The organism is Halomonas sp. FeN2, assembly GCF_020595105.1.
Taxonomy (GTDB): Bacteria; Pseudomonadota; Gammaproteobacteria; order Pseudomonadales; family Halomonadaceae; genus Vreelandella; species Vreelandella neptunia.
In genome coordinates, this window is sequence record NZ_CP074200.1 from 584,669 (window position 1) to 606,391 (window position 21,723).

The window sequence follows — 21,723 nt, forward strand, 5'->3', positions numbered from 1 at the left end:
TGGCGCTAGTCGTTAAGTGAAACCGCCGCTTCGACAAGCCCGGCAAGATTGAAGCGCTCTGGCAGCTTGCCGGCGACCGCTAATTCAACGCGCTCGGCAATCTCATCCAGAGTGACTTTGTCCAACACCTCGCCAGCAAAAGCGAGCGTGAGCAGCCCCCGGGCAGTGGCTTCATCGATACCGCGGGTACGCAGCGCGTAGATTGCCTCTTCGTCTAACTGACCTGTAGTCGTGCCGTGTGAGCACTTGACGTCATCCGCATAGATCTCAAGCTCCGGCTTGGCATCGATGTGGGCGCGATCCGATAGCAGCAGGTTTTGGTTACTCTGAAAGCCTTCAATCTTCTGACTATCACGCTTGACGTACACCTTGCCGTTAAACACCCCGTGGGCGCGGTCATCCAGAATGCCCTTGTAGTTCTCATTGGAGAACGTCAGCGGCGCATTGTGGTTGACCTTGGTGTGGTTGTCGACATGCTGACGACCCTGACCAAAGAACAGGCCCAGGAAGTTGGTTTCGGCGCCCTGGCCATTCAAGTCACTGATCAAGTCGTTACGCACCAGCGCGCCGCCCAGGCTCAGGTTGTAGGAGGTATAGCGCGTATCGCGACCTTGCTCTACGTGAATGCTCGCCACGTGCAAATCACCCAGCGGCGCTTCTTGCAGCTTGTAGTGGGCCAGGATCGCGCCCCGGTCAAGCATCAGCTCGCCAACCACATTGGTAAAGTTAGTCGCTTCGCTTTCGCCGGTATAGTGCTCGATCAGCGTCGCTTCACTGCGCCCGCCTGCTTCTACCAATACACGCGGGTGGCACATTACTGGCTGGCCCGCACGGGACAGAAACTGCAGCAGAATGGGCTTTTCAACCACTGTTCCCGGTGCAATGCGAACCACTGCACCCTCTTCCATAAAGGCAGTGTTTAGCGCCGCGAAGGGTGAGAAATCAACCCCGGTTAAACGCCCCAGCGGCCCACCCACGGCTTCGTGGTTCTCTGCTAGCGCCTTGGAGAGCGGTAACACCTGAACGCTTGACGGCAGTGTGTCTAAGTCTGAGAGCGCCGATGAGAAAACGCCATCCACAAACGTCAGCCGGTAAGCATCAATCGGCAGCGTTAGCGCCGCGGCACTGGCCGGTGAGAACTCGGCGTTGTCGGCGAGGGCAAAGTTGCCCTGGGCAATCGAGCGCACGTCAGTGTACTTCCACTCTTCATCACGGCGAGTGGGGAAACCCAGCGCTTCAAAACGCGCGGCACCGGCTTGGCGACGCGCGGCGATCCAGGTGGGCTCCGCCGTGTAGTTCGAGCTGCGCGCCTTCAGCGTATCTAAAAAGGTTTGCGTATCGCTCATGCCACAGACTCCTCGATACCTTCGTACCCGTTGGCTTCCAGCTGTTTAGCCAGCTCGGCGTCGCCGGTTTTGACAATACGGCCATCGACCAGGACGTGAACTTTATCCGGCACGATGTAATCCAGCAGGCGCTGGTAGTGGGTGACCAGCAGAATGGCGCGGTCTTCAGCGCGCAGGCTGTTAACGCCGTCGGCGACGATTTTCATGGCGTCGATATCCAGCCCCGAATCGATCTCATCGAGCATGGCGAGCTTCGGCTGTAGTACCAGCATTTGCAAAATCTCATTGCGCTTTTTCTCACCGCCGGAGAAGCCTTCGTTAACGGCGCGCTGGAGGAAGCTGGCGTCCATTTTCATATAGCCCAGCTTTTCTTTGACCAGCTTCATAAACTCCGGTGCGGGCATTTCGCCTTCGCCACGGGCTACCCGCTGGGCATTAAGCGCTGATTTCAGCAGGTAGATGTTTTTAACCCCTGGAATCTCCACCGGGTACTGGAAACCCAGCAGCAAGCCGGCCTGGGCGCGCTCTTCAATCTCCATCTCCAGCACGTCTTTGCCTTCAAAGGTAATCGTGCCCTGTGTGACTTCGTAGCCGTCTTTACCGGCAATCACCGCGGATAGAGTCGATTTACCCGCGCCGTTCGGCCCCATAATGGCGTGCACTTCACCCGCCTTGATGGTCAGGGTCAGGCCTTTGAGGATTTCATTACCTTCGACGGAGACGTGTAAATTATTCACTTGCAACATATTGATTACCTTCTGATTCTGGCGAGTCGCTACGGCGACACTACTATATTAAGTGGAATAAATGACCAGCGGTTAGCCGACCGCGCCTTCCAGGGTCACGTTGAGCAGCGCTTCGGCTTCAACGGCGAACTCCATGGGCAGCTCTTGGAAGACGTCTTTACAGAAACCGTTAACGATCATGCTGACAGCGTCCTCTTCCGAGATACCGCGGCTCTGGCAGTAGAACAACTGGTCTTCACCGATTTTCGAGGTGGTCGCCTCGTGCTCAATGGTCGCCGTGCTGTTACCAATTTCCTGATAAGGGAAGGTGTGCGCACCGCACTTATCGCCAATCAGCAACGAGTCACACTGGGTAAAGTTACGCGCCCCTTTGGCCCGTGGGCCAATTTTCACCAGGCCGCGATAGGACTGGTCACTCCTGCCTGCGGAGATACCCTTGGCAACGATATAGGAACGCGTACCTTCGCCAATGTGAATCATCTTGGTGCCGGTATCGGCCTGCTGGCGTCCGTTGGTAACGGCGACTGAGTAGAATTCTCCAATGCTGTCTTTACCACGCAGGACGCAGGAGGGGTATTTCCAGGTAATCGCCGAGCCGGTTTCTACCTGTGTCCAGCTGATCCGTGAACGGTCGCCGCGGCAGTCGCCGCGCTTGGTGACGAAGTTATAGATACCGCCTACGCCATTTTCATCACCGGGATACCAGTTCTGCACGGTGGAGTATTTGATATAGGCGTCATCCAGAGCGACAAGCTCGACCACTGCAGCGTGAAGCTGATTTTCGTCGCGCATCGGTGCGGTACAGCCTTCCAGGTAAGAGACCTGGGCACGGCTTTCGCAAATAATCAGCGTGCGCTCAAACTGGCCGGTGTTGGCCGCGTTAATACGGAAGTAGGTAGACAGCTCCATCGGGCAAGTCACGCCTTCTGGCACAAACACAAAGGAGCCATCGGTAAACACCGCTGAGTTCAGCGCGGCAAAGTAGTTGTCCGCCACGGGAACCACGGTGCCCAAATACTGCTTGATCAGCTCCGGGTAGTCGCGGATAGCTTCAGAGATGGAGCAGAAGATAACCCCTGCTTCGCCCAGCTGCTTTTTGAAGGTAGTGGCGACCGAAACGGAGTCAAACACCGCATCAACGGCAACGCCTGCCAGCGCAGCGCGTTCGTGCAGCGGGATACCCAGCTTCTCATAGGTCTCCAGCAGTTTGGGATCCACTTCATCCAGGCTTTGCGGGCGGTCTTCCGGGCGTTTCGGTGCACTGAAATAGGAGATCGACTGGTAATCGATCGGCGGATAGTCGAGATGCGCCCAGGAAGGAGCTTTCATCTTCAACCACTGGCGGTAGGCATCCAGACGCCACTCCAGCATCCACTCCGGCTCGCCCTTCTTTTTGGAAATAAAGGCGATGGTGTTTTCATCCAGGCCAGGTGGCAGAGTGTCGCTCTCAATATCGGTTACAAAGCCATCTTTGTATTCGCGACGAACCAACTGTTCCATTTCTTCGCTTGCCATGGTGATACCCTCCGGGCAGTTGGGTGGCGAGGTCATCGCCTTTAATAATAAGTTAGGCCTGCTGTACTCGCGCCGCCGTTAGGCCGACGCCGCCGACAGGCTGATCGTTTGAATAGGCAGTTGGACTGGCAGCTTAATTGGCGCTGTATCAGCCAGATGCGCCAGCGTCACGCTTTCAAGCAGCGTACGCATGGCCAAGGAGACCCGCTGCCAGTTGTCTGCCACACCGCAGGTAGCCACAAGCTCACAATCGCCTTCTGCTTGGCTGCACTCGGTCATGGCGACGGGGCCTTCAATCGCCGCAATAATATCGGCGGCGGTAATCTGCGATGCAGGCCGAGCCAGGCGGTAACCGCCTTGGGCGCCACGCTGGGAAACCAGCAGCCCTGCCCGCACAAGCATTTTGAGCGTTTTACTAACCGTCGGATGGGGCAACTGCACGGCCTCTGCTAACTCTGCCGCTGCATGCGACGCCTGGGGATGGCGGGCAATTTGCGCCATGACCACCGCGGCATAGTCTGTCAGCCGAGAAAGCTTAAGCATGTCGACTCCCTTTATGTCATCAGTACGCAGCGAATCAAATGGTCGCCACGTCAATTGAGTACCATTTTAGTCCTGTATAAATTTGATGTGAAGCCCCTGAGCAAAATGGATAGCAATTTACGCAAAATATCGGCACGTTCGGCGCTGATGGCATCAAAAACAACAATCATTATCATTTAAAAAAGCTATCATCAGTCATCATTTGCTACTTATGGCTTTGCACTTGATGATGGCGTCTGGTAATTTCGGCTAGGTATCAGATGCCATCATTGTGGATGGCAAATGCTATTCGAGGTGACGACATGGATTCAGCGGTAAATAACATGGTAAGTGCATCAATGGCGCTTCAGCAGGTGCAGATAAGCCAACAGGCCCAGCTCAGCGTTTTTAAACAGGCGTTAGATGGCAGTGCATCACAGATTGCCGCCCTGATGGAGGGCGTTTCGATGGATCCACAATTGGCCACTAGTGGCAGCGTCGGCACGCAGATTAATACCACTGCGTAAACAAGTGACGCAAAAATGTGTTGCTAGATAAGAGATAAGCTCATAGCCCCCTGACCAACGCCAGGGGGCTATTTTTTTAACAATCGGTTTTAACGCTAGGCTTTCTTAACAAATTCGGATTTAAGCTTCATCGGGCCGATACCGTCAATTTTACAATCGATATCGTGATCACCCTCGACTAAGCGAATGCTCTTCACTTTGGTGCCCACTTTAACCACCAGTGAACTGCCCTTAACCTTCAAGTCCTTGATCACCGTTACGCTATCACCGTCGGCTAGCATATTGCCGTTGGCATCGCGCACGCCTGAAGCGTCATCAGCGCTCTCTTCTTCTGCCACTTTTGACCACTCATGGCCGCACTCTGGGCAGACATACTGAAGACCATCATCATAGCTAAACTCAGAGGCACAGGCAGGACAGTTAGGCAGGTCACTCATCAGAAGGCTCCATCACTTGGCTAATACAAAGGGCTAAGAAAGCGATGGAGCCTACACGGGTTACGCAAAATGTCCAGCCAGAGGCTAGATCAATCGCGCTGGTAAGTACCCACCAAACGGTTCATGCCCAGCAGGTGCGGCTCTACTTCTTTGAGCAGCTCAGCCAGCGTGAGCCCTTCAGGGAGCGAGGTTTGATGATCCAGCGCCAGCACCCAGAAGTAATAAAGATGCTTACCATGCCCTTCTGGCGGCATCGGGCCACAATAACCAGTATCGCCTTTGTCGTTTGCGCCGACAGTGCCCGCCGCCGTCTTTTCCGTTAATTCCTGGATATCGCCGGGTAAGTTATAGAGCACCCAGTGGACAAAGCCGTAGCTGCCGTCTTTGACCAACGGCGCATCAGGGTCGTGACAGATCACCGCAAACCCTTGGGTGCCCTCGGGAGCGTTATGCCAAGCAAGTGCCGGCGAAACATCCTCACCTTCCCCAGTGTGCTTGGCTGGGATCGCCTGGTGGTTAACAAACGCCGAGCTGGTAACCTGCATTGATGAAAGTGCAAATGCCATGCTTCTCTCCTTGGTTTATCGGGTGTGTATTTCGTACACAGTCTAGCAATTCCACCGGCCTTGTTTCTTCAGGCGGCGCTTCACCCAGACATCATAAAGCGACCGCAATCCCGATTTAATGCCTGGGAGACCAATGAACCAGGCAGCCGGCGCCAATAAGGGAATACGTTTCATTAATAAACGGTAAGCATCGATCCCCTCCACCAATTGCCCAGCTGCCGTTTCGATATGTAGAGAGCGCAGCGCCATATCAGGATCGACACCCTTTTGCTGCAGCACCTGATGATGTTCACTCACATCAAGCCAAGCGATATCAGCGGCATGCCGCCCCGACCAGCGCTCATAGCGACGGCGCTCTTTACGACACAGCGGGCACTGCGCATCGTAAAAGACATTGATAGGGGTCTTGTTGGGCATATAGGCTCTCTACTTAAAGTCACTGAAGCAGTGTGGCATTTCCAGCACTGGCCGCAAACTTTTAGATATTTACTGCTTACTTAGGCTACGGCTATGACATCTGAGTTCAAAAAACAGCTATTAATTGTTGCCCATGCCCCTTCGGCAAATACCCGCCTACTGCGCGATGCGGCCTTCCAGGGAGCTAGTCATCCTGACCTTGAACAGATGCACTGCGTGGTAAAAGCGCCCCTGGAAGCTGGCCCAGACGATGTGCTGGCCTGCGATGCGATTCTGCTCGGCACCACGGAAAACCTGGGCTATATGAGCGGCGCGCTCAAGGATTTTTTTGATCGCAGCTACTATCCTGTCATTGAAAAGAAACAAGGGTTGCCCTGCGCGCTCTATATTCGCGCGGGTCACGATGGCACAGGTACTCAGCGCGCAGTGGAAAGTATCGTCACTGGCTTACGCTGGAGGTGGGTACAGCCACCGCTCATTTTGCGCGGCGAGTGGCAGCCCTCATTTGCAGATCAGGTAGAAGAACTCAGCATGACCCTAGCATTTAGTGTTGAGAGTGGCATTGTCTGAGAGCAGCATCGTTTGAAAGTGACATTGTATAACTTCGCCCAGCCTGCCTTACTGTAGATAAGCATTTCGTGCCCATTGTGCGATTAAAGGACTGCAGTATCTTGCTTGAAATTACTGCTGTGACTTATCGCACGCACATTAGGTAGCCATTATGCATAAAGTCATTGCCTTCTATGATGATCGGGTGCTCGCTCACGAGCCCAACATTGACGCCGACTTTCTACCGCAACGAATCGATAAACGCATTCGACACTTGCTTGCAGGGCTTCCTGTGCCATGGAAATACCCCGAACACCCCGGCCGCTTAAAAGCCATACAGCATCTGCTGGAGAAAGCGCCCATTGCGGGCCTGCACATCGAAGGGGGCAGAGCAGCCACCCATGATCAACTCGCCAGGGTGCATACCACTTCCTACCTAAGCGATATCTTTAGCCTGCGCGGGAAGAATGCTTGGTTGGATGTGGATACCACAGCAGTCTCACCAGGTAGCATCGATGCCGCCGAAGTCGCCGCTGGAACAGCCATTGCCGCAGTAGAAGCCGTAATGGAGAAGCGCGCTAAAAGCGCCTTTGCACTTGTGCGCCCGCCTGGACACCACGCAGAGCCCGTTCGCGCCCGCGGGTTTTGTTTATTCAACAATGTGGCAGTCGCCGCAGCCCATGCGCGCAGCGCACTGGGTTGCGAAAGAGTGCTAATTGTTGATTGGGATGCCCATCACGGTAACGGCACCCAGGATATTTTCTGGGCAGAACCGGACGTAATGTTTTTCGATATTCACCGCGCAGCACCCTTCTATCCCGGCTCAGGCCATCTGGAAGAAGTGGGCGCTGGTTTAGCTGAAGGCACCACGATTAATGTTCCGTTACCGGCTGGCGCTGGCGACGAAGCGTACCTCAAGGCGTTTCGCGATATTCTTGCCCCGGCCGCAGCGTGGTTCAAGCCCGACATTATTTTAGTCTCGGCAGGATTTGACCCCCACTGGCACGATTTGGCCTTAAACGTTTCCTATGAAGGTTTTGGCGCACTGACCGGATTCATGCAAAAACTGGCCGAACAACACTGCGATGGCCGTTTGGTGTTTGTATTAGAGGGCGGCTATAACCTTGAGTCACTGGCCAACGGCACTAGAGCCGTACTTGCCGTATTGGCGGGCAACACCGTGCCGGTGCCCGATACCTGCGGCATTGCGGAAGTCCAAGCCGCAGCGGATTTCCACCGCACGGCCTTTCAATCGGAATAGTTGCTTTGACAATAAAAACGGCACCTCGCAAGGTGCCGATTTGAAGCAATAAGAGCGAAGTGGTTATTTCAACCGCTCAAATACCGTCGCAACGCCCTGCCCCATACCAATACACATGGTGGCTAAGCCGAGGGTGGTATCGCGCTGCTGCATCACGTTAAGCAGCGTGGTGCAAATACGTGAGCCAGAACAACCCAGCGGGTGCCCGAGGGCAATCGCGCCACCGTTCAGGTTAACCTTATCGTCCAAGGCATCCAGGAAACCAAGATCTTTTAGCACCGGAATCCCCTGAGCGGCGAAGGCTTCATTAAGCTCAACAGTTTGAATATCCGCCGCGGAAAGGCCTGCAATTTTCAGCGCTTTCTTAGATGCAGGTACCGGACCATAGCCCATGATCGACGCATCACAACCCGCGACACCGGTAGAGAGCACCTTCGCAATAGGCTCTAGGCCAAGCGCTTGAGCGCGCTCGTAGCTCATCACGGCCATTGCCGAGGCACCCACGGAAAGCGCCGAGGAAGTACCCGCCGTAACCGTACCGTTACGCGGATCAAATACCGGCTTCAGATTCGCCATAGACTCCAGCGTGGAGTCTCCGCGAATTACTTCATCACGCTGAACCATCACTCTAAAACCGCGTTGATCGTGGCCTTCGACGCCGATAATTTCGTTATCGAAGTAGCCCTTCTCCATCGCCGCCTGGGCGCGCTGGTGGGAGCGGACGCCGAATTTATCCTGCTCTTCCCGGGAAACGCCGTGCATTTTACCCAGCAGCTCGGCAGTCAGGCCCATCATCATCGCTGCTTTGGCTGCGTATTTGCTGGCCGCCGGGTTAACGTCAACGCCGTGAGCCATGGGTACGTGCTCCATGTGCTCAACGCCGCCGATGATAAAGAAGTCGCCCATACCTGCTTTGATATTGGCAGCGGCGATGTGCAGCGCCGTCATCGAAGAGCCACACAAACGATTAACGGTTTGCGCAGGCACCGAACGCGGGATGCCGGTCATAATCGCCGCATTACGGGCGATGTTCATCGACTGCTCAAGCGTCTGATTCACACAGCCCCAGATCACATCATCCACTTCAGAAGGATCTAGATTAGGATTGCGGGTAAACAGCGCCTGCATAGCCGCAGCAGAGAGATTCTCTGCGCGAACGTTACGAAAAGCACCATTTTTGGCTTTCGCCATGGCGGTACGAACACCGTCTACCACCACAATGTCTCTCGGATTCAAACTCATCTTATATCTCCTGTGCGTGGTGGTTAGGCCTGGGTGGCAGAGTTGTCACTGGAATAGAATTGCTCGTTGTTCTGAGCCATCTGACGCAGCTTGTCGGTGGGCGCATACAGTGCCCCCAACTCGTCGGCTAGCCCTTCCGCCAGCTTGACGAACTCTGCAACGCCCATGGCGTCGATGTAGCGCAATGCACCACCACGGAACGGCGGGAAACCGATACCATAGATCAACGCCATATCGGCTTCGGCTGGCGTTGCCACAATGCCATCTTCCAGGCAGCGCACGGTTTCCAAGCAGAGCGGTACCATCATGCGAGCGATAATATCCTCGTCGGAAAACTCTTTATGCTCTTTCACCACCTCTTTAACTAAAGCGTAAGCCGCTTCGTCAGTGACTTTCTTCGGCTTACCCTTCTTGTCTTCTTCGTAGGCGTAAAAGCCCTTGTCGTTCTTCTGGCCTAAACGGTCGTTGTCGTACATGACCTGAATAGCGGTTTTACCGTCGCGGGCCATCCGATCTGGGAAGCCTTCCGCCATGACTTCATTGGCGTGAACGGCGGTATCCAGACCGACCACATCCAGCAGGTAGGCCGGGCCCATGGGCCAGCCGAACTTCTCCATTACTTTATCAACGTGCTGGAAGTCAGCGCCTTGCTCAACCAGGAAGCTAAAGCCGCCAAAGTAAGGGAAGAGTACCCGGTTAACCAAGAAGCCCGGGCAGTCGTTAACTACAATCGGCGTTTTACCCATTGCCCTTGCGTAAGCCACGGTGGCGGCAACGGCGGCATCCGAGGTCTTCTCACCACGGATGACTTCTACCAGAGGCATGCGGTGTACGGGGTTGAAGAAGTGCATACCGCAGAAATTTTCCGGCCGCTTTAGGTTTTGCGCCAAGCGGTTGATGGAAATCGTCGATGTGTTCGAGGTGAGAATGGTATTTTCGCTCACCATCCCTTCCACTTCGGTCAGTACGGCGTCTTTGACTTTGGGGTTTTCAACCACCGCTTCGACAACGAGATCGACGTTGCCAAAGTCTCCGTAGGAGAGCGTCGGGCGAATATTGGTCAGCTTTTCCGACATCTGCTCGGTGGTCAGCTTTTTGCGCTCTACCTGCTTGGCAAATAGCTTACGGGCTTCTTTCAGGCCCAGCTCAATGGCGTCATCCTTGATATCTTTCATCAGAATGGGCGTGCCTTTAGAGGCACTCTGATAAGCGATACCACCGCCCATGATACCCGCACCCAGCACGGCCGTTTGCTTAACCGGCTGCGCCTGTTTCTCATACTTGCTGGCTTTTTTCTTGACCACTTGGTCGTTCAAGAACAGACCCACCAAGTTAAACGCCACGCTGCTGAGCGCCAGCTTGGCGAAGGCTTTAGCTTCAATGGCCTGGGCACGGCCACGCTCTTCGCCAGCGCCTTTCTGAATCACTTTGATCGCTTCTACCGGCGCCGGATAATGTGGCCCCGCCTTTCCAGCGACATAGCCTTTCGCCGTTTCAAACGCCATCATCTGCTCAATCGGGTTGAGCTTCAGAGGGCTGGTCTTTTCAGCACGGCGGGCCTGGTAATCCAGCTCACCGGCATTCGCACGGTCAAGAATATCCAGTGCGGCCTCTTCCAACTGTTCAGCCGTCACCACCGCATCGACGGCACCCACTTTTAGCGCGGCATCGGCACGGTTTTCGGTACCACCGGCAATCCACTCAATGGCATTATCGGCGCCGATAATGCGCGGTAGACGCACGCAGCCACCCCAACCAGGCAGGATACCGAGCTTGGTTTCGGGCAAGCCGATCTTGGCTTTGTCGCCCATCACGCGAAAATCGGTGGTTAGCAGTACTTCGCAGCCACCACCCAGAGCCAGTCCATTGATCGCTGTTACGGTAGGGAACGGCAGATCTTCAATAGCGTTAAAAATATCGTGAACCTTGAGATTCATCTCCTCAAGGTAGGCTTCGCCTTTATCAAATAGAGTGTGAAACTCGGTGATATCGGCGCCCACGATAAACACATCTTTCCCGCTCGCAATAAGTAAACCTTTTAAGCTATTTTCAGCTTGAATGGCTTTTACTGCTTCGCTCAGCTCTGCGACCACCGCGCTGGAAAGCTTGTTGACGGACTCATCTTTCAGATCGAAAGTGAGCATTGCGATATTATTGCCACTCGGGGTGTCACGACGTGTCACCGTAATGGCATTGCCTTGATAGATCATCCGCGCTCTCTCCACATTTTCGGGCTGGCTCTGAAAAGAGAACCCGCCACGTTTCTCATACGGCTTCCACACGACTTTCATACGGTCGTTTGATTGCCTTAGCTTGGTTGAGTTGCCTGATAACGTCAAGCCCAGACTTTTGGCTAATTTGCTTATTTACTGAGACCAGCGCTCTCCGGCATCCGTTCCTACAGCGTCGTCTTAATGAATGTAACGGATCACGCCAGAAGCACGGATTTACACTAGATCAGCGTTAAGCCTGACAGCCTGTTAGAATCGCGCTTCCTTTTACTTTGCAGGTTATCTTGTTATGGGCGCACTGCTCACGCCTACGCGTATTGAAGCCATTCAGCGGCGAATTGAACGCATTGTCGAACGCCTCAAACCCTGGAGCTGGCTTTGGCCTCCGATGGCCTTTGCTGCCGGGCTAAGCAGCTTCTTTTTAGTTGATCGCCAACAATGGTTAGGCGCAGCGCTGGCACTGGGATTACTGTTTGCCTGGACGCTACTGCTTTCGGAAGGTTTGATCAGCCGCTGGCTGTCGCGCCGGGGCCACCCCACACCAACCCGGGGCGTAACCACCTTTATTGCCCAGATGATTCACCAGGAGACACTTTTCTTCACCCTGCCGTTTATCTTAGTCACTACCGTGTGGAATAGCGGACAAACGCTGTTTGCGCTACTGGTGGGCGGCATGGCAATACTGTCGATTATCGATCCTCTCTACTTCAAAGTCGCGGAGCGCTGGCGCAGCCTCTATTTCGTCTTTCATGCCCAGTGCGTCTTCCTGGTACTACTGGTCACACTCCCCATCATGGTGCACCTTACCACCGGCCAGAGTCTGCTACTGGCCCTGGGGATTACCATTCTGGTGGCCTTGCCGAGTTTTTGGCACTTGCTTAAGCAACGCTCGCTCAAACGCTGGTGCGCTTTTTTTGTGTTGACGCTGCTACTCGCCTACGGGGCTTGGCTTGGACGTATATGGGTACCGCCTGCCAGCCTCTGGATGACCAGTAGCGCGCTCTCTCCTGGCTTTAATGTTGAGCAGCGCCTGCCCCAAGGCTCAATGGCGTTAACGCCGCAAGCCATCAGCGAAAATGGCCTTTATGTTTACACCGCTATTCGGGCACCGCGTGGATTAAGTGAAACTATTACCCATGCCTGGCATCACAATGGTGTGCCAATGGATGTCGTGGAGCTTAATATCGATGGCGGACGCGAGCAGGGTTACCGCGCATGGAGCCACAAACAAAACTTTCCCGAAGACCCTAGCGGCGATTGGCGCATTGATATCATGACAGGTACTGGCCAGCGCTTGGGATTAATACGTTTTGAGGTCTCAGACGATGCTCAGGAAGCCACGCTGGCAGATGGAGAGATACGCGCCAGTGGTCTAAGTGGATTAAACTTACGGCGGTTCGTGCCGGGTCGACCTAACGATGAAGAGGCGCGACCGGAAGATTGAAGGCTTAAGCGCCTTGCATTCAGCGGCGTAGCTTATGACAATTCGACTACTCACATTTATTGGCAGCTAGTTACCTATGGCTTCAACGATTGGATTTCGCATCGCACGCTTGCCCCACCTATGGCGCTCCATCTTGGATCGCCGCTTGGCGCCCTTGGGATTAACCCAAACACGCTGGGTGACGCTGTACCACCTGTGGCGTCTTGGCGAAGGCCATCCACAGTGCGATCTCGCCCGTGCGATTGGCGTTGAGGCGCCCTCTCTTGTGCGCACCTTGGGCCAGCTCGAAGAGCAAGGCTTAGTTGAGCGTCGAGCCTGCGACAACGACCGTCGCAGCAAGCGGATTTATCTTACCCCTGCCGCTATGCCGCTGCTGGAACAGATCGACAGCGTTGCGCAACAAGCGCGCAAAGAGATGTTCGCTGGCTTAAGCGAAGAGAACCTCGAACAACTCAACGAATGGTTGGCGGTGATTGAATCCAACGGCTTAGCGATACAAGCACGGGATCAGGATAGCCCAGTATCTTGATCGCTTACTTTGGAAGACGACTTCTCAGTGCCCTTTAACGGCTGGCTGAAAGGCTGGTCGGCACGACCACGCAGCGCCTCCCGCAGTTGCTGAAATTCAGGTAGGTAGGTCGCGAATCGCTCCGCGGTTTGCGACTCCCACCACCAAAGCGTCAATGCATAAGGGGTTGACTGCACCACCAAGGCGTCTTGCGGTAAGCGTTCAAGCAGTGTTTTTAACGCTGCTGTGGCGGCATCAGGTAAAGGCCTCAAAGGGGCTATCCGCCAGCGCCAGCCAGCATGAAATGGCGTTAAGGCTTCACTGGCATTGCTGTCTCTTACCAATAGAAAATCAGGCCCCGGCCCTTCCTGGGGATAGTGCCAGCGATAAGCTGGCATGGTACCTCTAAAATGGTGTAGTGGCGGCTTTTCCAGTTTAATGCTGACGCCCTGTTTAGCGATTTGAGTGCGCAGCGCCTGCTGGCGTTTTTGACGCGGGCTAGGCTTTAGCCACATCACCGGCGCAATGACAAACAGCATAATAAACACGATAATTAACCATTCCATCTCTACATTTCCTCCCACATAAGCCACACTATATAAACTATTCTAAAAACCATGACTCAGGTCGCTGTTTTGACTCAAGTCATTGTTAAAACAGGACACGCCATCTAAAGTAACGGTCATTGAACAAAGAACCTCTTTGTTACCTACTGCCAAGGAGATACGCCATGAGCTATCACCACATTTTAGTTGCCGTTGACTTAACCAAAGACTCCCACAAGATTCTGGAACGTGCCGTTGCGATCGCAGAGCGCAACGATCAAGCCAAAATCTCCATTATGCATACCCTGGAACCGCTTGGGTTCGCCTACGGTGGCGATATCCCCATGGACTTGACCAGCATCCAGGATCAATTGGATGAACACGCCAAAAAACGCTTAGCCGAAATCGCCTCCCCACATATTGCCGAGGCTGACCAGCACGTCGTGGTGGGTATGCCCGACACCGAAATCCACCGTTTTGCTGAAGAACACGGTGTAGATTTGATCGTGGTGGGCTCCCACGGCCGCCACGGCTTCGCCCTTCTGCTCGGCTCAACCTCTACCGGCGTACTTCACGGCGCCCAATGCGATGTCCTCGCGGTACGCGTGGGTAAAAAAGGCGAAAAAAGCGACGAATAATCTACTGCGTTGTATCGCTTACAAAAAAGGCGCCCATACGGCGCCTTTTAACGTTTTAAAGCTTATTCGCCAGCAGCCATCGCTTCCAGCTCCATCCAGCGTTCCATCGCGACTTCTAATGCCTTCTGCACCTTTTCAAGCGTTTGCAGCTTAGCCGTAACGGCGTCAGCATCCTGCTGATAAAACGCTGGGTCACCGATTTCACTCTCCAGCGCCTCTACTTGCCCCTCAAGACGCTCGATTTCGGCGGGCAGTGCATCTAATTCACGCTGCAAATTATACGAGAGTTTGACGCTTTTCTTGGCCGTTGCGGCAGGTGCTTCAGCCACTTTTTTGGGCGCTTCTGAGGTGGGTTCGGTACGCTGACGCGCCGCCCCTTCCCAAGGCGCTGGCGGCAACTTGCCCCCCTGACGAATCCAGTCGGTGTAGCCACCCACGTACTCACGCACAACGCCATCGCCTTCAAAGGCGAGCATACTGGTCACCACGTTATCCATAAAGGTTCGGTCGTGGGAGACCAGTAGCAGCGTGCCATCGAAATCGAGCAGCAGCTCTTCAAGCAGCTCCAGGGTTTCCATGTCGAGGTCGTTGGTCGGCTCATCGAGCACCAGCACGTTAGCTGGCTGCGTGAACAGTTTGGCCAGCAGCAGGCGGTTGGACTCGCCACCGGAGAGCGCTTTCACCGGCTGGCGCACCCGCTCGGGGGTGAACAGAAAGTCCTGCAGGTAGCTCATCACGTGGCGATCTTTACCGCCCACGCTGACCCGGTCGCTGCCTTGGGCAACGTTGTCGTAAACGGTTTTTTCCAGTTCAAGCCCGGCGCGCAGCTGGTCGAAATAGGCCACTTTCAGGTTGGTGCCCATCTGTACCTTGCCTTCACTGGGTTCCAATTCCCCCAGCAGGATTTTCAGCAGGGTGGTCTTACCCGCACCGTTGCGCCCCAGGAAGCCAATACGGTCACCGCGCAGTACTTCAAGGTTGATATCGCGCAGTATCACCTCATCACCAAACCGCTGGGTGACGCCTTGCAGCTCCACAACGCGCTTGCCGGTACGCTCACCGCGATCCACCGTCAGGTTGGCATTGCCCTGGCGCTCGCGGCGCTGGCTCCGCTCGTTGCGCATCGCTTCCAGCGCGCGCACCCGGCCCTCGTTACGGGTACGCCGGGCTTTAACGCCCTGACGAATCCAGGCTTCTTCCTGGGCAAGTTTTTTATCGAACTCGGCGTTCTCCCGGGCTTCCACTTCAAGCTCATGCTGCTTGCGGGCCTGGTACTCTTCGTACTTGCCGGGATAGCGACCTAGCTGGCCGCGATCCAGCTCCAGAATATTGGTGGCCAGTTTGGAAAGAAACGCCCTATCGTGGGTAATCAGCAGCACCGCGCCATTAAACGCCAGCAGTTGCTCTTCCAACCAGGCGATGGTGTCTAAGTCCAAGTGGTTGGTAGGCTCATCGAGCAGCAGTAAATCAGGCTCGGCGACCAGGGCACGCGCCAACGCCACTCGGCGCCGCCAGCCACCGGAGAGCGAGCTCATCTCAGCCGCTGGGGGCAGGCCCAAGCGGGTCAGCACGGTATCGATACGCTGGTGGAAAGACCAACCATCAATGGCTTCCAGACGCGTTTGCAGGGTCGCCATGCGATCCATATCAGGGTCTGGATCATTGATAAGATGGTCGTACTCGGAGAGTAGCTCCCCAGCTTCCGGCAGACCTTGGGCGACCATATCGAAAATGGTCAGGCCAGATGACTCGGGCAACTCCTGAGCCAGCACGCCTATCTTGAGGCCAGGTGCTCGCCAGATTGAGCCATCATCGGGAAGGATATCCCCCGCTACCAGCTTTAGCAGAGTGGATTTGCCGGTGCCGTTGCGCCCGACCAGCGCCAGCCGTTCGCCTTTTTCAACCGTCAGGTCGGCGCGATTGAGTAGTACATGGGTGCCGTAGGCGAGTTGCAGCTGTTCGAGTCGTAACAGGGTCACGCGGTGTCCTCCTAAATCGTGAGGCGCACAGTGTAACGCATGAGCGGCCCAGGAGGGGGAACCATATAGAGGTGAATCGTAGAGCGGAAATCACCAGCGTGATACCGTTTTGCCAGCAACGACAATATCTCAACCAAAAAACGACTTTTAAAGGCGGGCTGAACGTGACGGTGACCGTCTCGATGCATTTTGTAAATGAGCTGTTTAAAGGCTTACCCAACAGCTCAACATCGCCCACACGCTACCTGGAACGGGCGGGTATTTCTCCCTTTTTACTTTCGGCCCCCCATGGCCGCGTCACGGTTGAGCAGTTTGCCGAACTGTATCGCGGGTTGGTGAACGAACTGGACGACGAAACGCCCGGCTTTTTTTCCCGCCCATTGCGGGGAGGCACCCTGAAGCTGCTGTGTTTAAGCATGCTGGATGCGCCCAATTTGCAGGTGGCACTGCACCGCTATACGCAGTTTTTCCGTATTCTTCTCGACGACTTTGGCTATGCATTTACGCTCGAAGGCGATTTCGCTCGCATGGCGCTAGTAGAGCATGCGCCCTTGCTGGGCAGCCGCACTCTGATTCATGAGCTGATGCTCAAGCTGTTTCACGGCATCGCGTCGTGGATGATTGCGCGTAAAATACCGCCTATTTTGATGGAGTGCGCTTACCCCCAGCCGCCACACAGCGCTGATTATCTCTATTTTTACCCCGGCACGGTGCGCTTTGAGCAGGCACAAACCGCGATCTATATAGACCGCGATTTCCTTGATCACCCTATTCGACAGACCAAGAAACACCTGGGCGCTTTTCTAAAGCGCGCCCCGGCAGACTGGTTCTATGTGTCGTTTGCAGATCGCCTGCTCACCCACCGCGTGCGCGAACACCTCTCTCGCCATTTGTTGACGGCAGGCACAGTGCATAGCGCCGCCGATGCATTGCATATGTCGGCACGCACGCTGGCGCGGCATCTCAAAAGGGAGGGCACTCACTTTCAAGCGGTCAAGGATGAGTACCGCCGCGATGTCGCGATTCAGGCACTCACCTGTAGTGAGAAGCCCCTGGTTAGCATCGCGGAGGCGTTGAGCTTTGAGGATCTAGCCTGTTTTAGTCGTGCCTTCAAAACCTGGACAGGCAATTCGCCCGCCGCGTATCGCAAAGCACGCACGGCGGGGAATGTTCGCTAGCCAGCCCGATAGGCTAAATTTCGGTACGAATACGTTTTTTATCCAGCTTGCCCACGCTGGTTTTGGGTATCTCATCGACGAAGCGAATCATGCTGGGAACCGCCCAGCGGTTGAGCTTTCCTTGAGCCACAAACTGCTCTAAAAACGTCTGCACGTCTTCAATAGTGGGCGGGTTATTCAGATCCACGGGGACAGCTAAAGCAGCAGGACGCTCTCCCCACTTATCGTCCGCGACCCCAATCACCGCCACTTCGGCAATACCTGGGCACTGACTGATATAGCTCTCCAGCTCTAACGACGAGAGCCACTCACCGCCGGTTTTAATCACGTCTTTTATGCGGTCGCTAATGGTCAAAAAGCCCCGCTCATCAAGGGAGCCCACATCCCCGGTGTGCAGCCAGCCGTTGCGCCATAGCTCCGCACTGCGCTTCTCCTCTTTGTAGTAGGCCTGGGTCAGCCAAGGCGCTTGAACACGCACTTCGCCAACGCTTTTACCATCATTGGGTAGCGGCTCGCCGTCCGCATCAACCACTTGCAGTTTAACCAATGGTATCGGCAGGCCCGCTTTACAGCGCCAGGGTAGCTGGGTCTCAAAATCAGCGTCGCCGATATCCTGCGGTAGAATATCGGCAGTGAGTAGCGGGCAGGTTTCCGACATGCCATATGCACTGCGAGTGTCGATCCCCAACGCCCATGCCTTGCTCGCTAGCGACTCGGTTAACGCACTGCCGCCGACCAAAACTTTCCAGCCGGAGAGGTCGACCTGCTTTGAGGCAATCGCCTCGGCGCTGACTACCATGTTGAGCAGGGTGGGAACGCAGTGGGAGAAGTCGACCTTCTCGCTAACCAGCAGCTTGACCAGCATTTCCGGCTCGTAGCGGCCAGGGTAGACCTGGGTAGCCCCCATCAGCGTGGCGGTATACGGCACTCCCCAGGCGTGAACGTGAAACATGGGGGTAATGGGCATATAGACCTTGTCGCGGTTGAGCAGCTCAAAACCGGGCGCCTGGAAAGCGCTAGACTCGTTCAATGTATGCAGCACCAACTGGCGGTGGGTAAAGAAAACCCCTTTGGGGTTACCCGTAGTGCCGGTGGTATAGAACAGTGTGGCGACGGCGTTTTCATCAAAGGAGGGAAAGTCATAGTGAATGGGCTGCTGGCTTAATAGCGCTTCAAACTCGCCCACCAGCGGCAGCGTGGTATCGATTGTTTGCGGAGCCTCCTGACACAGCAGATAGCCACGTACTTGGGGCAGCTTATCGGCCAGCGGCTCAAGCAGCGGCACAAACTCTTCGTGCACGATAACGAAAACGTCTTCGGCATGCTCCATGGTGTAGAGGATTTGCTCCGGAGCCAGGCGCACGTTCACCGTGTGGAGTACCGCGCCGATCATTGGAATGGCAAAAAAGCACTCCAGATAGCGGTGGCTATCCCAATCCAGCACCGCTACCACGTCACCGGCTTGTACGCCCTGTGACGTCAGCGTATGGGCCAGTTGGTGCACTCTCTCACGAAAACGCTCGTAGCTGTGACGGCTCTGATCCCGGTAGACAATCTGATTGTCGCCTGCCATGCGCACACCTGCCTCCAGCAGGTCGCCAATCATTAAAGCGGGGTTCGTCGCAGAGGCCGTGGCGGGTAAAATTTTCGGGGTTACTGAAGGCATAAACACTCCTTTAAACGTGTTCTTGTGGTAATCAAATCGGATCAGCCGCGCTCGATAAGCAGGGCGATGCCCTGCCCACCACCAATACACAGGGTTATCAAGCCGTAGCGACCGTTAATACGTTCCAATTCGTGTAGCGCTTTGAGAATCAGAATAGCCCCCGTGGCCCCCACCGGATGCCCCAAGGCAACCGCGCCGCCGTTAGGGTTTAGTTTCTCTAACGGAAAACCTAGCGTGTCGGCCACCGCCAGAGCTTGGGCAGCAAAGGCTTCATTGGACTCAATCACGTCAATATCGTTAATGCTTAGCCCCGCCTGTTGGAGGCAGCGTTGCACCGCCGGAATCGGACCAAGGCCCATTAGCGTTGGCTCAACGCCTGCTGTTGTGGCAACACGAAGATGCGCTCTGGGCGCTAAGCCCCGCTGTGTGGCTTCATCGGCATGGGCAAGCACTAACGTGGCTGCACCATCGTTGATACCCGAGGCATTGCCTGCGGTCACCATGCCATCTTTTTGGAAGGCGGGCTTGAGCCGCGCCAAATCGCTAAGCTGGACGCCATCGCGCACATGCTCATCGCGGGAGAAAAGTACCGTTTGCTTACCGCGACTGACCTCCACCGCTACGATTTGATCGTCAAAGCGGCCTTCCGCGATGGCACGCGCCGCTTTTTGATGGCTCTCAAGGGCAAACTGATCCAGTTGCTCACGGCTTAGGCCATACTGTTTAGCGATGTTCTCGGCGGTGCAGCCCATATGGCCGCTGCCAAAGGGATCGCTTAAGATACCCAGGGTTAAATCCTGAACGTTTACATCACCCATACGTACGCCGTTGCGCGCCTGGGGCGGCAGCAAATAGGCACCACGCGACATCGACTCCGCGCCACCTGCCAGCGCTAAGCGGCTGTCGCCCATGGCAATCTGCTGGGCGGCTGAGACCACCGCCTGTACACCTGAACCACACAGCCGATTGACGTTGAAGGCCCCCGCCTCCTTCGGCACCCCAGCTTCGAGCGCAATATGGCGCGCCAGATAGGCATCCTGGGGGCCGGTGGTAATAATGTGACCATAGACCGAGTGATCGATATCTCCGCCCTCAACGCCAGCACGGCGCAACGCCTCCTTGGCGGTTATCGCCCCCAACTCAAACGGCGCCTTGGTTGAGAGCGAACCGCCAAAACTACCGATCGCGGTTCGTGCGCCGCCTAAAATCACTACATCATCCAACCGCATGGCTCTCTCCTGTGTTCAAACGCATCGTCTTGCTAAGCCACTTTGCCTAGCAGCGAGCGGGCGACAACTTCTTTCATGATCTCTGAGCTGCCGGCATAGATCGTTTGTACTCGGGCATCCAGATAAAAGCGTGAAATGGGATACTCGTGGGTGTAGCCGTAACCGCCAAATAGCTGCAGGCAGCGATCCACCGCTTGGCACTGCAGTTCGCTGAGCTGCAGTTTTAAAATCGCCGCATCCGTGCTGCTCATGGTGCCCTGGCGGTACTTTTCGACGCAGTGCTCAAAGTAGGCACGGGCCACGTCCAGCTGGGCTTTGATCTCTGCCAGGGTAAAGCGGGTATTTTGAAAATCCGCCACCCGCTGTCCAAACGCCTGGCGCTGTTGTACGTACTCCAACGTCAGCGCCAGCGCTCCCTCCACGGCGCCCAGCGCCTGTGCCCCAACACCCAGGCGTTCACGGGGCAGTTCCTGCATTAGGTAGCGGAACCCGGCGCCCTCCTCACCCAGCAGCGCCTCATGGGGCAACTGCATTTGATCAAAGGCAAGCTCGGCGGTGTCACTGGCGTGCTGGCCGATCTTTTTAATCGGTTTACCCCGCGAAAAGCCGGGTAAGTGGGTGTCAACCAAAAACAGTGACACGCCCTTTGACCCGGCGGAAGGATCGGTTTTGGCACATACGATGACCAGGTCGGCAAACTGACCGTTGGTGATAAAGATTTTGCTACCGCTTAACTCCCAGCCATCGCTAGTGCGCTTCGCCCTAGTTCTCATTGAAGCAAGATCACTACCCGCATGGGGTTCGGTCATGGCGATGGCCCCAAGCGCATCACCACGGGCCATGGCAGGTAGCCAACGCCCACATTGCGCCGCTGTCCCCAGGTTCTGCAGGTAGGGCATAACGATATTAGCGTGGATATTATAGGCACTGGCAAGGCCACCAAACCCCTGGCGGGAGAGCTCTTCCAGCGCCAGCTGGGTGATGGCGATATCAGCCCCTGAACCACCGTGCTGTTCGTCAAGGTCAATGCCGAGCAGCCCCGCAGCGCCCAATGCACGCCACAGTGAGCGCGGCATTTCACCCGCTGCCTCCCACTCATCGTAGTACGGGGCAACCTCCTGGCTTAGGCAGCGTTTGATCATGGCGTGAAACAGGTCGGTTGTTTGCGCGTCCATGC

Annotated in this window: 21 protein-coding genes; 7 read left to right on the forward strand and 14 right to left on the reverse strand. The window is 55.5% G+C overall.

What is annotated here, in order from left to right; all coding sequences use genetic code 11:
* Positions 1–5: 5 nt before the first annotated feature.
* The 4 genes from sufD to KF947_RS02810 all read right to left on the reverse strand — a co-directional run bounded on the left by sufD (position 6) and on the right by KF947_RS02810 (position 4,150).
* Positions 6–1,346, reverse strand: a complete 1,341-nt coding sequence (gene sufD / locus KF947_RS02795; RefSeq protein WP_133732676.1) for a Fe-S cluster assembly protein SufD — start codon at positions 1,344–1,346, stop codon at positions 6–8.
* Positions 1,343–2,092, reverse strand: a complete 750-nt coding sequence (sufC, locus tag KF947_RS02800) for a Fe-S cluster assembly ATPase SufC (protein WP_227405390.1) — start codon at positions 2,090–2,092, stop codon at positions 1,343–1,345. The genes sufD and sufC overlap by 4 nt, the downstream gene beginning before the upstream one ends.
* 72 nt (positions 2,093–2,164) lie before the next feature.
* Positions 2,165–3,607 carry a Fe-S cluster assembly protein SufB gene (gene sufB, locus KF947_RS02805; protein WP_035580285.1) on the reverse strand — a complete coding sequence of 481 codons (1,443 nt, stop codon included), beginning with the start codon at positions 3,605–3,607 and terminating at the stop codon, positions 2,165–2,167.
* Between the two features lie 78 nt (positions 3,608–3,685).
* Positions 3,686–4,150, reverse strand: coding sequence for an SUF system Fe-S cluster assembly regulator (locus tag KF947_RS02810; protein WP_133732677.1), 465 nt, complete (start codon positions 4,148–4,150; stop codon positions 3,686–3,688).
* A gap of 302 nt (positions 4,151–4,452) precedes the next feature.
* Here KF947_RS02810 and KF947_RS02815 point away from each other — a divergent pair, with 302 nt between their 5' ends.
* Positions 4,453–4,656 carry a putative motility protein gene (locus KF947_RS02815; protein ID WP_133732678.1) on the forward strand — a complete coding sequence of 68 codons (204 nt, stop codon included), beginning with the start codon at positions 4,453–4,455 and terminating at the stop codon, positions 4,654–4,656.
* Positions 4,657–4,751: 95 nt separating this feature from the next.
* Here KF947_RS02815 and KF947_RS02820 read toward each other — a convergent pair whose 3' ends face one another.
* From KF947_RS02820 to KF947_RS02830, 3 genes are all read right to left on the reverse strand, one after another.
* Positions 4,752–5,093, reverse strand: coding sequence for a zinc ribbon domain-containing protein YjdM (locus tag KF947_RS02820; RefSeq protein ID WP_133732679.1), 342 nt, complete (start codon positions 5,091–5,093; stop codon positions 4,752–4,754).
* An 89-nt stretch (positions 5,094–5,182) separates the two neighbouring features.
* A complete protein-coding gene (locus KF947_RS02825; protein ID WP_227405391.1) occupies positions 5,183–5,659 on the reverse strand; it encodes a YbhB/YbcL family Raf kinase inhibitor-like protein in 477 nt (158 codons plus the stop codon).
* A 42-nt stretch (positions 5,660–5,701) separates the two neighbouring features.
* Positions 5,702–6,076 (reverse strand): thiol-disulfide oxidoreductase DCC family protein, encoded by a 375-nt coding sequence (locus tag KF947_RS02830; protein WP_227405392.1) that lies wholly within the window; start codon positions 6,074–6,076, stop codon positions 5,702–5,704.
* A 93-nt stretch (positions 6,077–6,169) separates the two neighbouring features.
* On the opposite strand from KF947_RS02830, the gene KF947_RS02835 reads away from it, so the two are divergent.
* Together KF947_RS02835 and KF947_RS02840 are read left to right on the forward strand one after the other, a co-directional pair.
* A complete protein-coding gene (locus KF947_RS02835; RefSeq protein WP_133732682.1) occupies positions 6,170–6,646 on the forward strand; it encodes a flavodoxin family protein in 477 nt (158 codons plus the stop codon).
* A 151-nt stretch (positions 6,647–6,797) separates the two neighbouring features.
* The gene (locus KF947_RS02840) at positions 6,798–7,886 is read left to right on the forward strand and encodes a histone deacetylase (RefSeq protein ID WP_227405393.1); all 1,089 of its coding nucleotides are present in this window, start codon (positions 6,798–6,800) and stop codon (positions 7,884–7,886) included.
* Positions 7,887–7,949: 63 nt separating this feature from the next.
* Here KF947_RS02840 and fadA read toward each other — a convergent pair whose 3' ends face one another.
* Positions 7,950–9,128: an acetyl-CoA C-acyltransferase FadA gene (fadA, locus tag KF947_RS02845; protein WP_227405394.1), complete on the reverse strand. Its 1,179-nt coding sequence runs from the start codon at positions 9,126–9,128 to the stop codon at positions 7,950–7,952.
* Positions 9,129–9,151: 23 nt separating this feature from the next.
* The gene (gene fadB / locus KF947_RS02850) at positions 9,152–11,338 is read right to left on the reverse strand and encodes a fatty acid oxidation complex subunit alpha FadB (protein WP_227406268.1); all 2,187 of its coding nucleotides are present in this window, start codon (positions 11,336–11,338) and stop codon (positions 9,152–9,154) included.
* Between the two features lie 310 nt (positions 11,339–11,648).
* Here fadB and KF947_RS02855 point away from each other — a divergent pair, with 310 nt between their 5' ends.
* Both KF947_RS02855 and slyA read left to right on the forward strand, forming a co-directional pair.
* Positions 11,649–12,803 (forward strand): DUF5924 family protein, encoded by a 1,155-nt coding sequence (locus KF947_RS02855; RefSeq protein ID WP_022522965.1) that lies wholly within the window; start codon positions 11,649–11,651, stop codon positions 12,801–12,803.
* A gap of 76 nt (positions 12,804–12,879) precedes the next feature.
* Entirely contained in the window at positions 12,880–13,332 is a 453-nt protein-coding gene (gene slyA, locus KF947_RS02860) for a transcriptional regulator SlyA (RefSeq protein WP_022522964.1), read from the forward strand.
* On the opposite strand, the gene KF947_RS02865 is transcribed toward slyA, so the two are convergent.
* Positions 13,311–13,877, reverse strand: a complete 567-nt coding sequence (locus KF947_RS02865; protein ID WP_022522963.1) for a hypothetical protein — start codon at positions 13,875–13,877, stop codon at positions 13,311–13,313. The two genes, slyA and KF947_RS02865, sit on opposite strands and share 22 nt — an antisense overlap.
* Before the next feature lie 164 nt (positions 13,878–14,041).
* On the opposite strand from KF947_RS02865, the gene KF947_RS02870 reads away from it, so the two are divergent.
* Positions 14,042–14,494: a universal stress protein gene (locus tag KF947_RS02870; protein ID WP_227405395.1), complete on the forward strand. Its 453-nt coding sequence runs from the start codon at positions 14,042–14,044 to the stop codon at positions 14,492–14,494.
* Positions 14,495–14,556: 62 nt separating this feature from the next.
* On the opposite strand, the gene KF947_RS02875 is transcribed toward KF947_RS02870, so the two are convergent.
* Positions 14,557–16,473 carry an ATP-binding cassette domain-containing protein gene (locus KF947_RS02875; RefSeq protein WP_211596558.1) on the reverse strand — a complete coding sequence of 639 codons (1,917 nt, stop codon included), beginning with the start codon at positions 16,471–16,473 and terminating at the stop codon, positions 14,557–14,559.
* A gap of 164 nt (positions 16,474–16,637) precedes the next feature.
* Between KF947_RS02875 and KF947_RS02880 the strand changes: the two genes are divergently transcribed.
* Positions 16,638–17,651 (forward strand): AraC family transcriptional regulator, encoded by a 1,014-nt coding sequence (locus KF947_RS02880; RefSeq protein ID WP_227405396.1) that lies wholly within the window; start codon positions 16,638–16,640, stop codon positions 17,649–17,651.
* 13 nt (positions 17,652–17,664) lie between these two features.
* Here KF947_RS02880 and KF947_RS02885 read toward each other — a convergent pair whose 3' ends face one another.
* Genes KF947_RS02885 through KF947_RS02895 form a run of 3 tightly spaced genes read right to left on the reverse strand, consistent with a single transcriptional unit; the run spans position 17,665 to position 21,721 of the window.
* Positions 17,665–19,317: a fatty acid--CoA ligase gene (locus KF947_RS02885; RefSeq protein ID WP_227405397.1), complete on the reverse strand. Its 1,653-nt coding sequence runs from the start codon at positions 19,315–19,317 to the stop codon at positions 17,665–17,667.
* A gap of 41 nt (positions 19,318–19,358) precedes the next feature.
* Positions 19,359–20,546 (reverse strand): beta-ketothiolase BktB, encoded by a 1,188-nt coding sequence (gene bktB, locus KF947_RS02890; protein WP_227405398.1) that lies wholly within the window; start codon positions 20,544–20,546, stop codon positions 19,359–19,361.
* Between the two features lie 32 nt (positions 20,547–20,578).
* A complete protein-coding gene (locus tag KF947_RS02895; RefSeq protein ID WP_227405399.1) occupies positions 20,579–21,721 on the reverse strand; it encodes an acyl-CoA dehydrogenase family protein in 1,143 nt (380 codons plus the stop codon).
* Between the last annotated feature and the right edge of the window lie 2 nt (positions 21,722–21,723).

Coding starts and splice junctions, on each gene's coding strand:
- KF947_RS02830 (WP_227405392.1), bottom strand. CDS start 6,076: ATGCCCAACAAGACCCCTATCAATGTCTTTTACGATGCGCAGTGCCCG.
- KF947_RS02855 (WP_022522965.1), top strand. CDS start 11,649: ATGGGCGCACTGCTCACGCCTACGCGTATTGAAGCCATTCAGCGGCGA.
- fadA (WP_227405394.1), bottom strand. CDS start 9,128: ATGAGTTTGAATCCGAGAGACATTGTGGTGGTAGACGGTGTTCGTACC.
- KF947_RS02810 (WP_133732677.1), bottom strand. CDS start 4,150: ATGCTTAAGCTTTCTCGGCTGACAGACTATGCCGCGGTGGTCATGGCG.
- KF947_RS02815 (WP_133732678.1), top strand. CDS start 4,453: ATGGATTCAGCGGTAAATAACATGGTAAGTGCATCAATGGCGCTTCAG.
- KF947_RS02840 (WP_227405393.1), top strand. CDS start 6,798: ATGCATAAAGTCATTGCCTTCTATGATGATCGGGTGCTCGCTCACGAG.
- fadB (WP_227406268.1), bottom strand. CDS start 11,338: ATGATCTATCAAGGCAATGCCATTACGGTGACACGTCGTGACACCCCG.
- sufB (WP_035580285.1), bottom strand. CDS start 3,607: ATGGCAAGCGAAGAAATGGAACAGTTGGTTCGTCGCGAATACAAAGAT.
- sufC (WP_227405390.1), bottom strand. CDS start 2,092: ATGTTGCAAGTGAATAATTTACACGTCTCCGTCGAAGGTAATGAAATC.
- KF947_RS02820 (WP_133732679.1), bottom strand. CDS start 5,093: ATGAGTGACCTGCCTAACTGTCCTGCCTGTGCCTCTGAGTTTAGCTAT.
- KF947_RS02895 (WP_227405399.1), bottom strand. CDS start 21,721: ATGGACGCGCAAACAACCGACCTGTTTCACGCCATGATCAAACGCTGC.
- sufD (WP_133732676.1), bottom strand. CDS start 1,346: ATGAGCGATACGCAAACCTTTTTAGATACGCTGAAGGCGCGCAGCTCG.
- KF947_RS02835 (WP_133732682.1), top strand. CDS start 6,170: ATGACATCTGAGTTCAAAAAACAGCTATTAATTGTTGCCCATGCCCCT.
- KF947_RS02865 (WP_022522963.1), bottom strand. CDS start 13,877: ATGGAATGGTTAATTATCGTGTTTATTATGCTGTTTGTCATTGCGCCG.
- KF947_RS02885 (WP_227405397.1), bottom strand. CDS start 19,317: ATGCCTTCAGTAACCCCGAAAATTTTACCCGCCACGGCCTCTGCGACG.
- slyA (WP_022522964.1), top strand. CDS start 12,880: ATGGCTTCAACGATTGGATTTCGCATCGCACGCTTGCCCCACCTATGG.
- KF947_RS02870 (WP_227405395.1), top strand. CDS start 14,042: ATGAGCTATCACCACATTTTAGTTGCCGTTGACTTAACCAAAGACTCC.
- bktB (WP_227405398.1), bottom strand. CDS start 20,546: ATGCGGTTGGATGATGTAGTGATTTTAGGCGGCGCACGAACCGCGATC.
- KF947_RS02825 (WP_227405391.1), bottom strand. CDS start 5,659: ATGGCATTTGCACTTTCATCAATGCAGGTTACCAGCTCGGCGTTTGTT.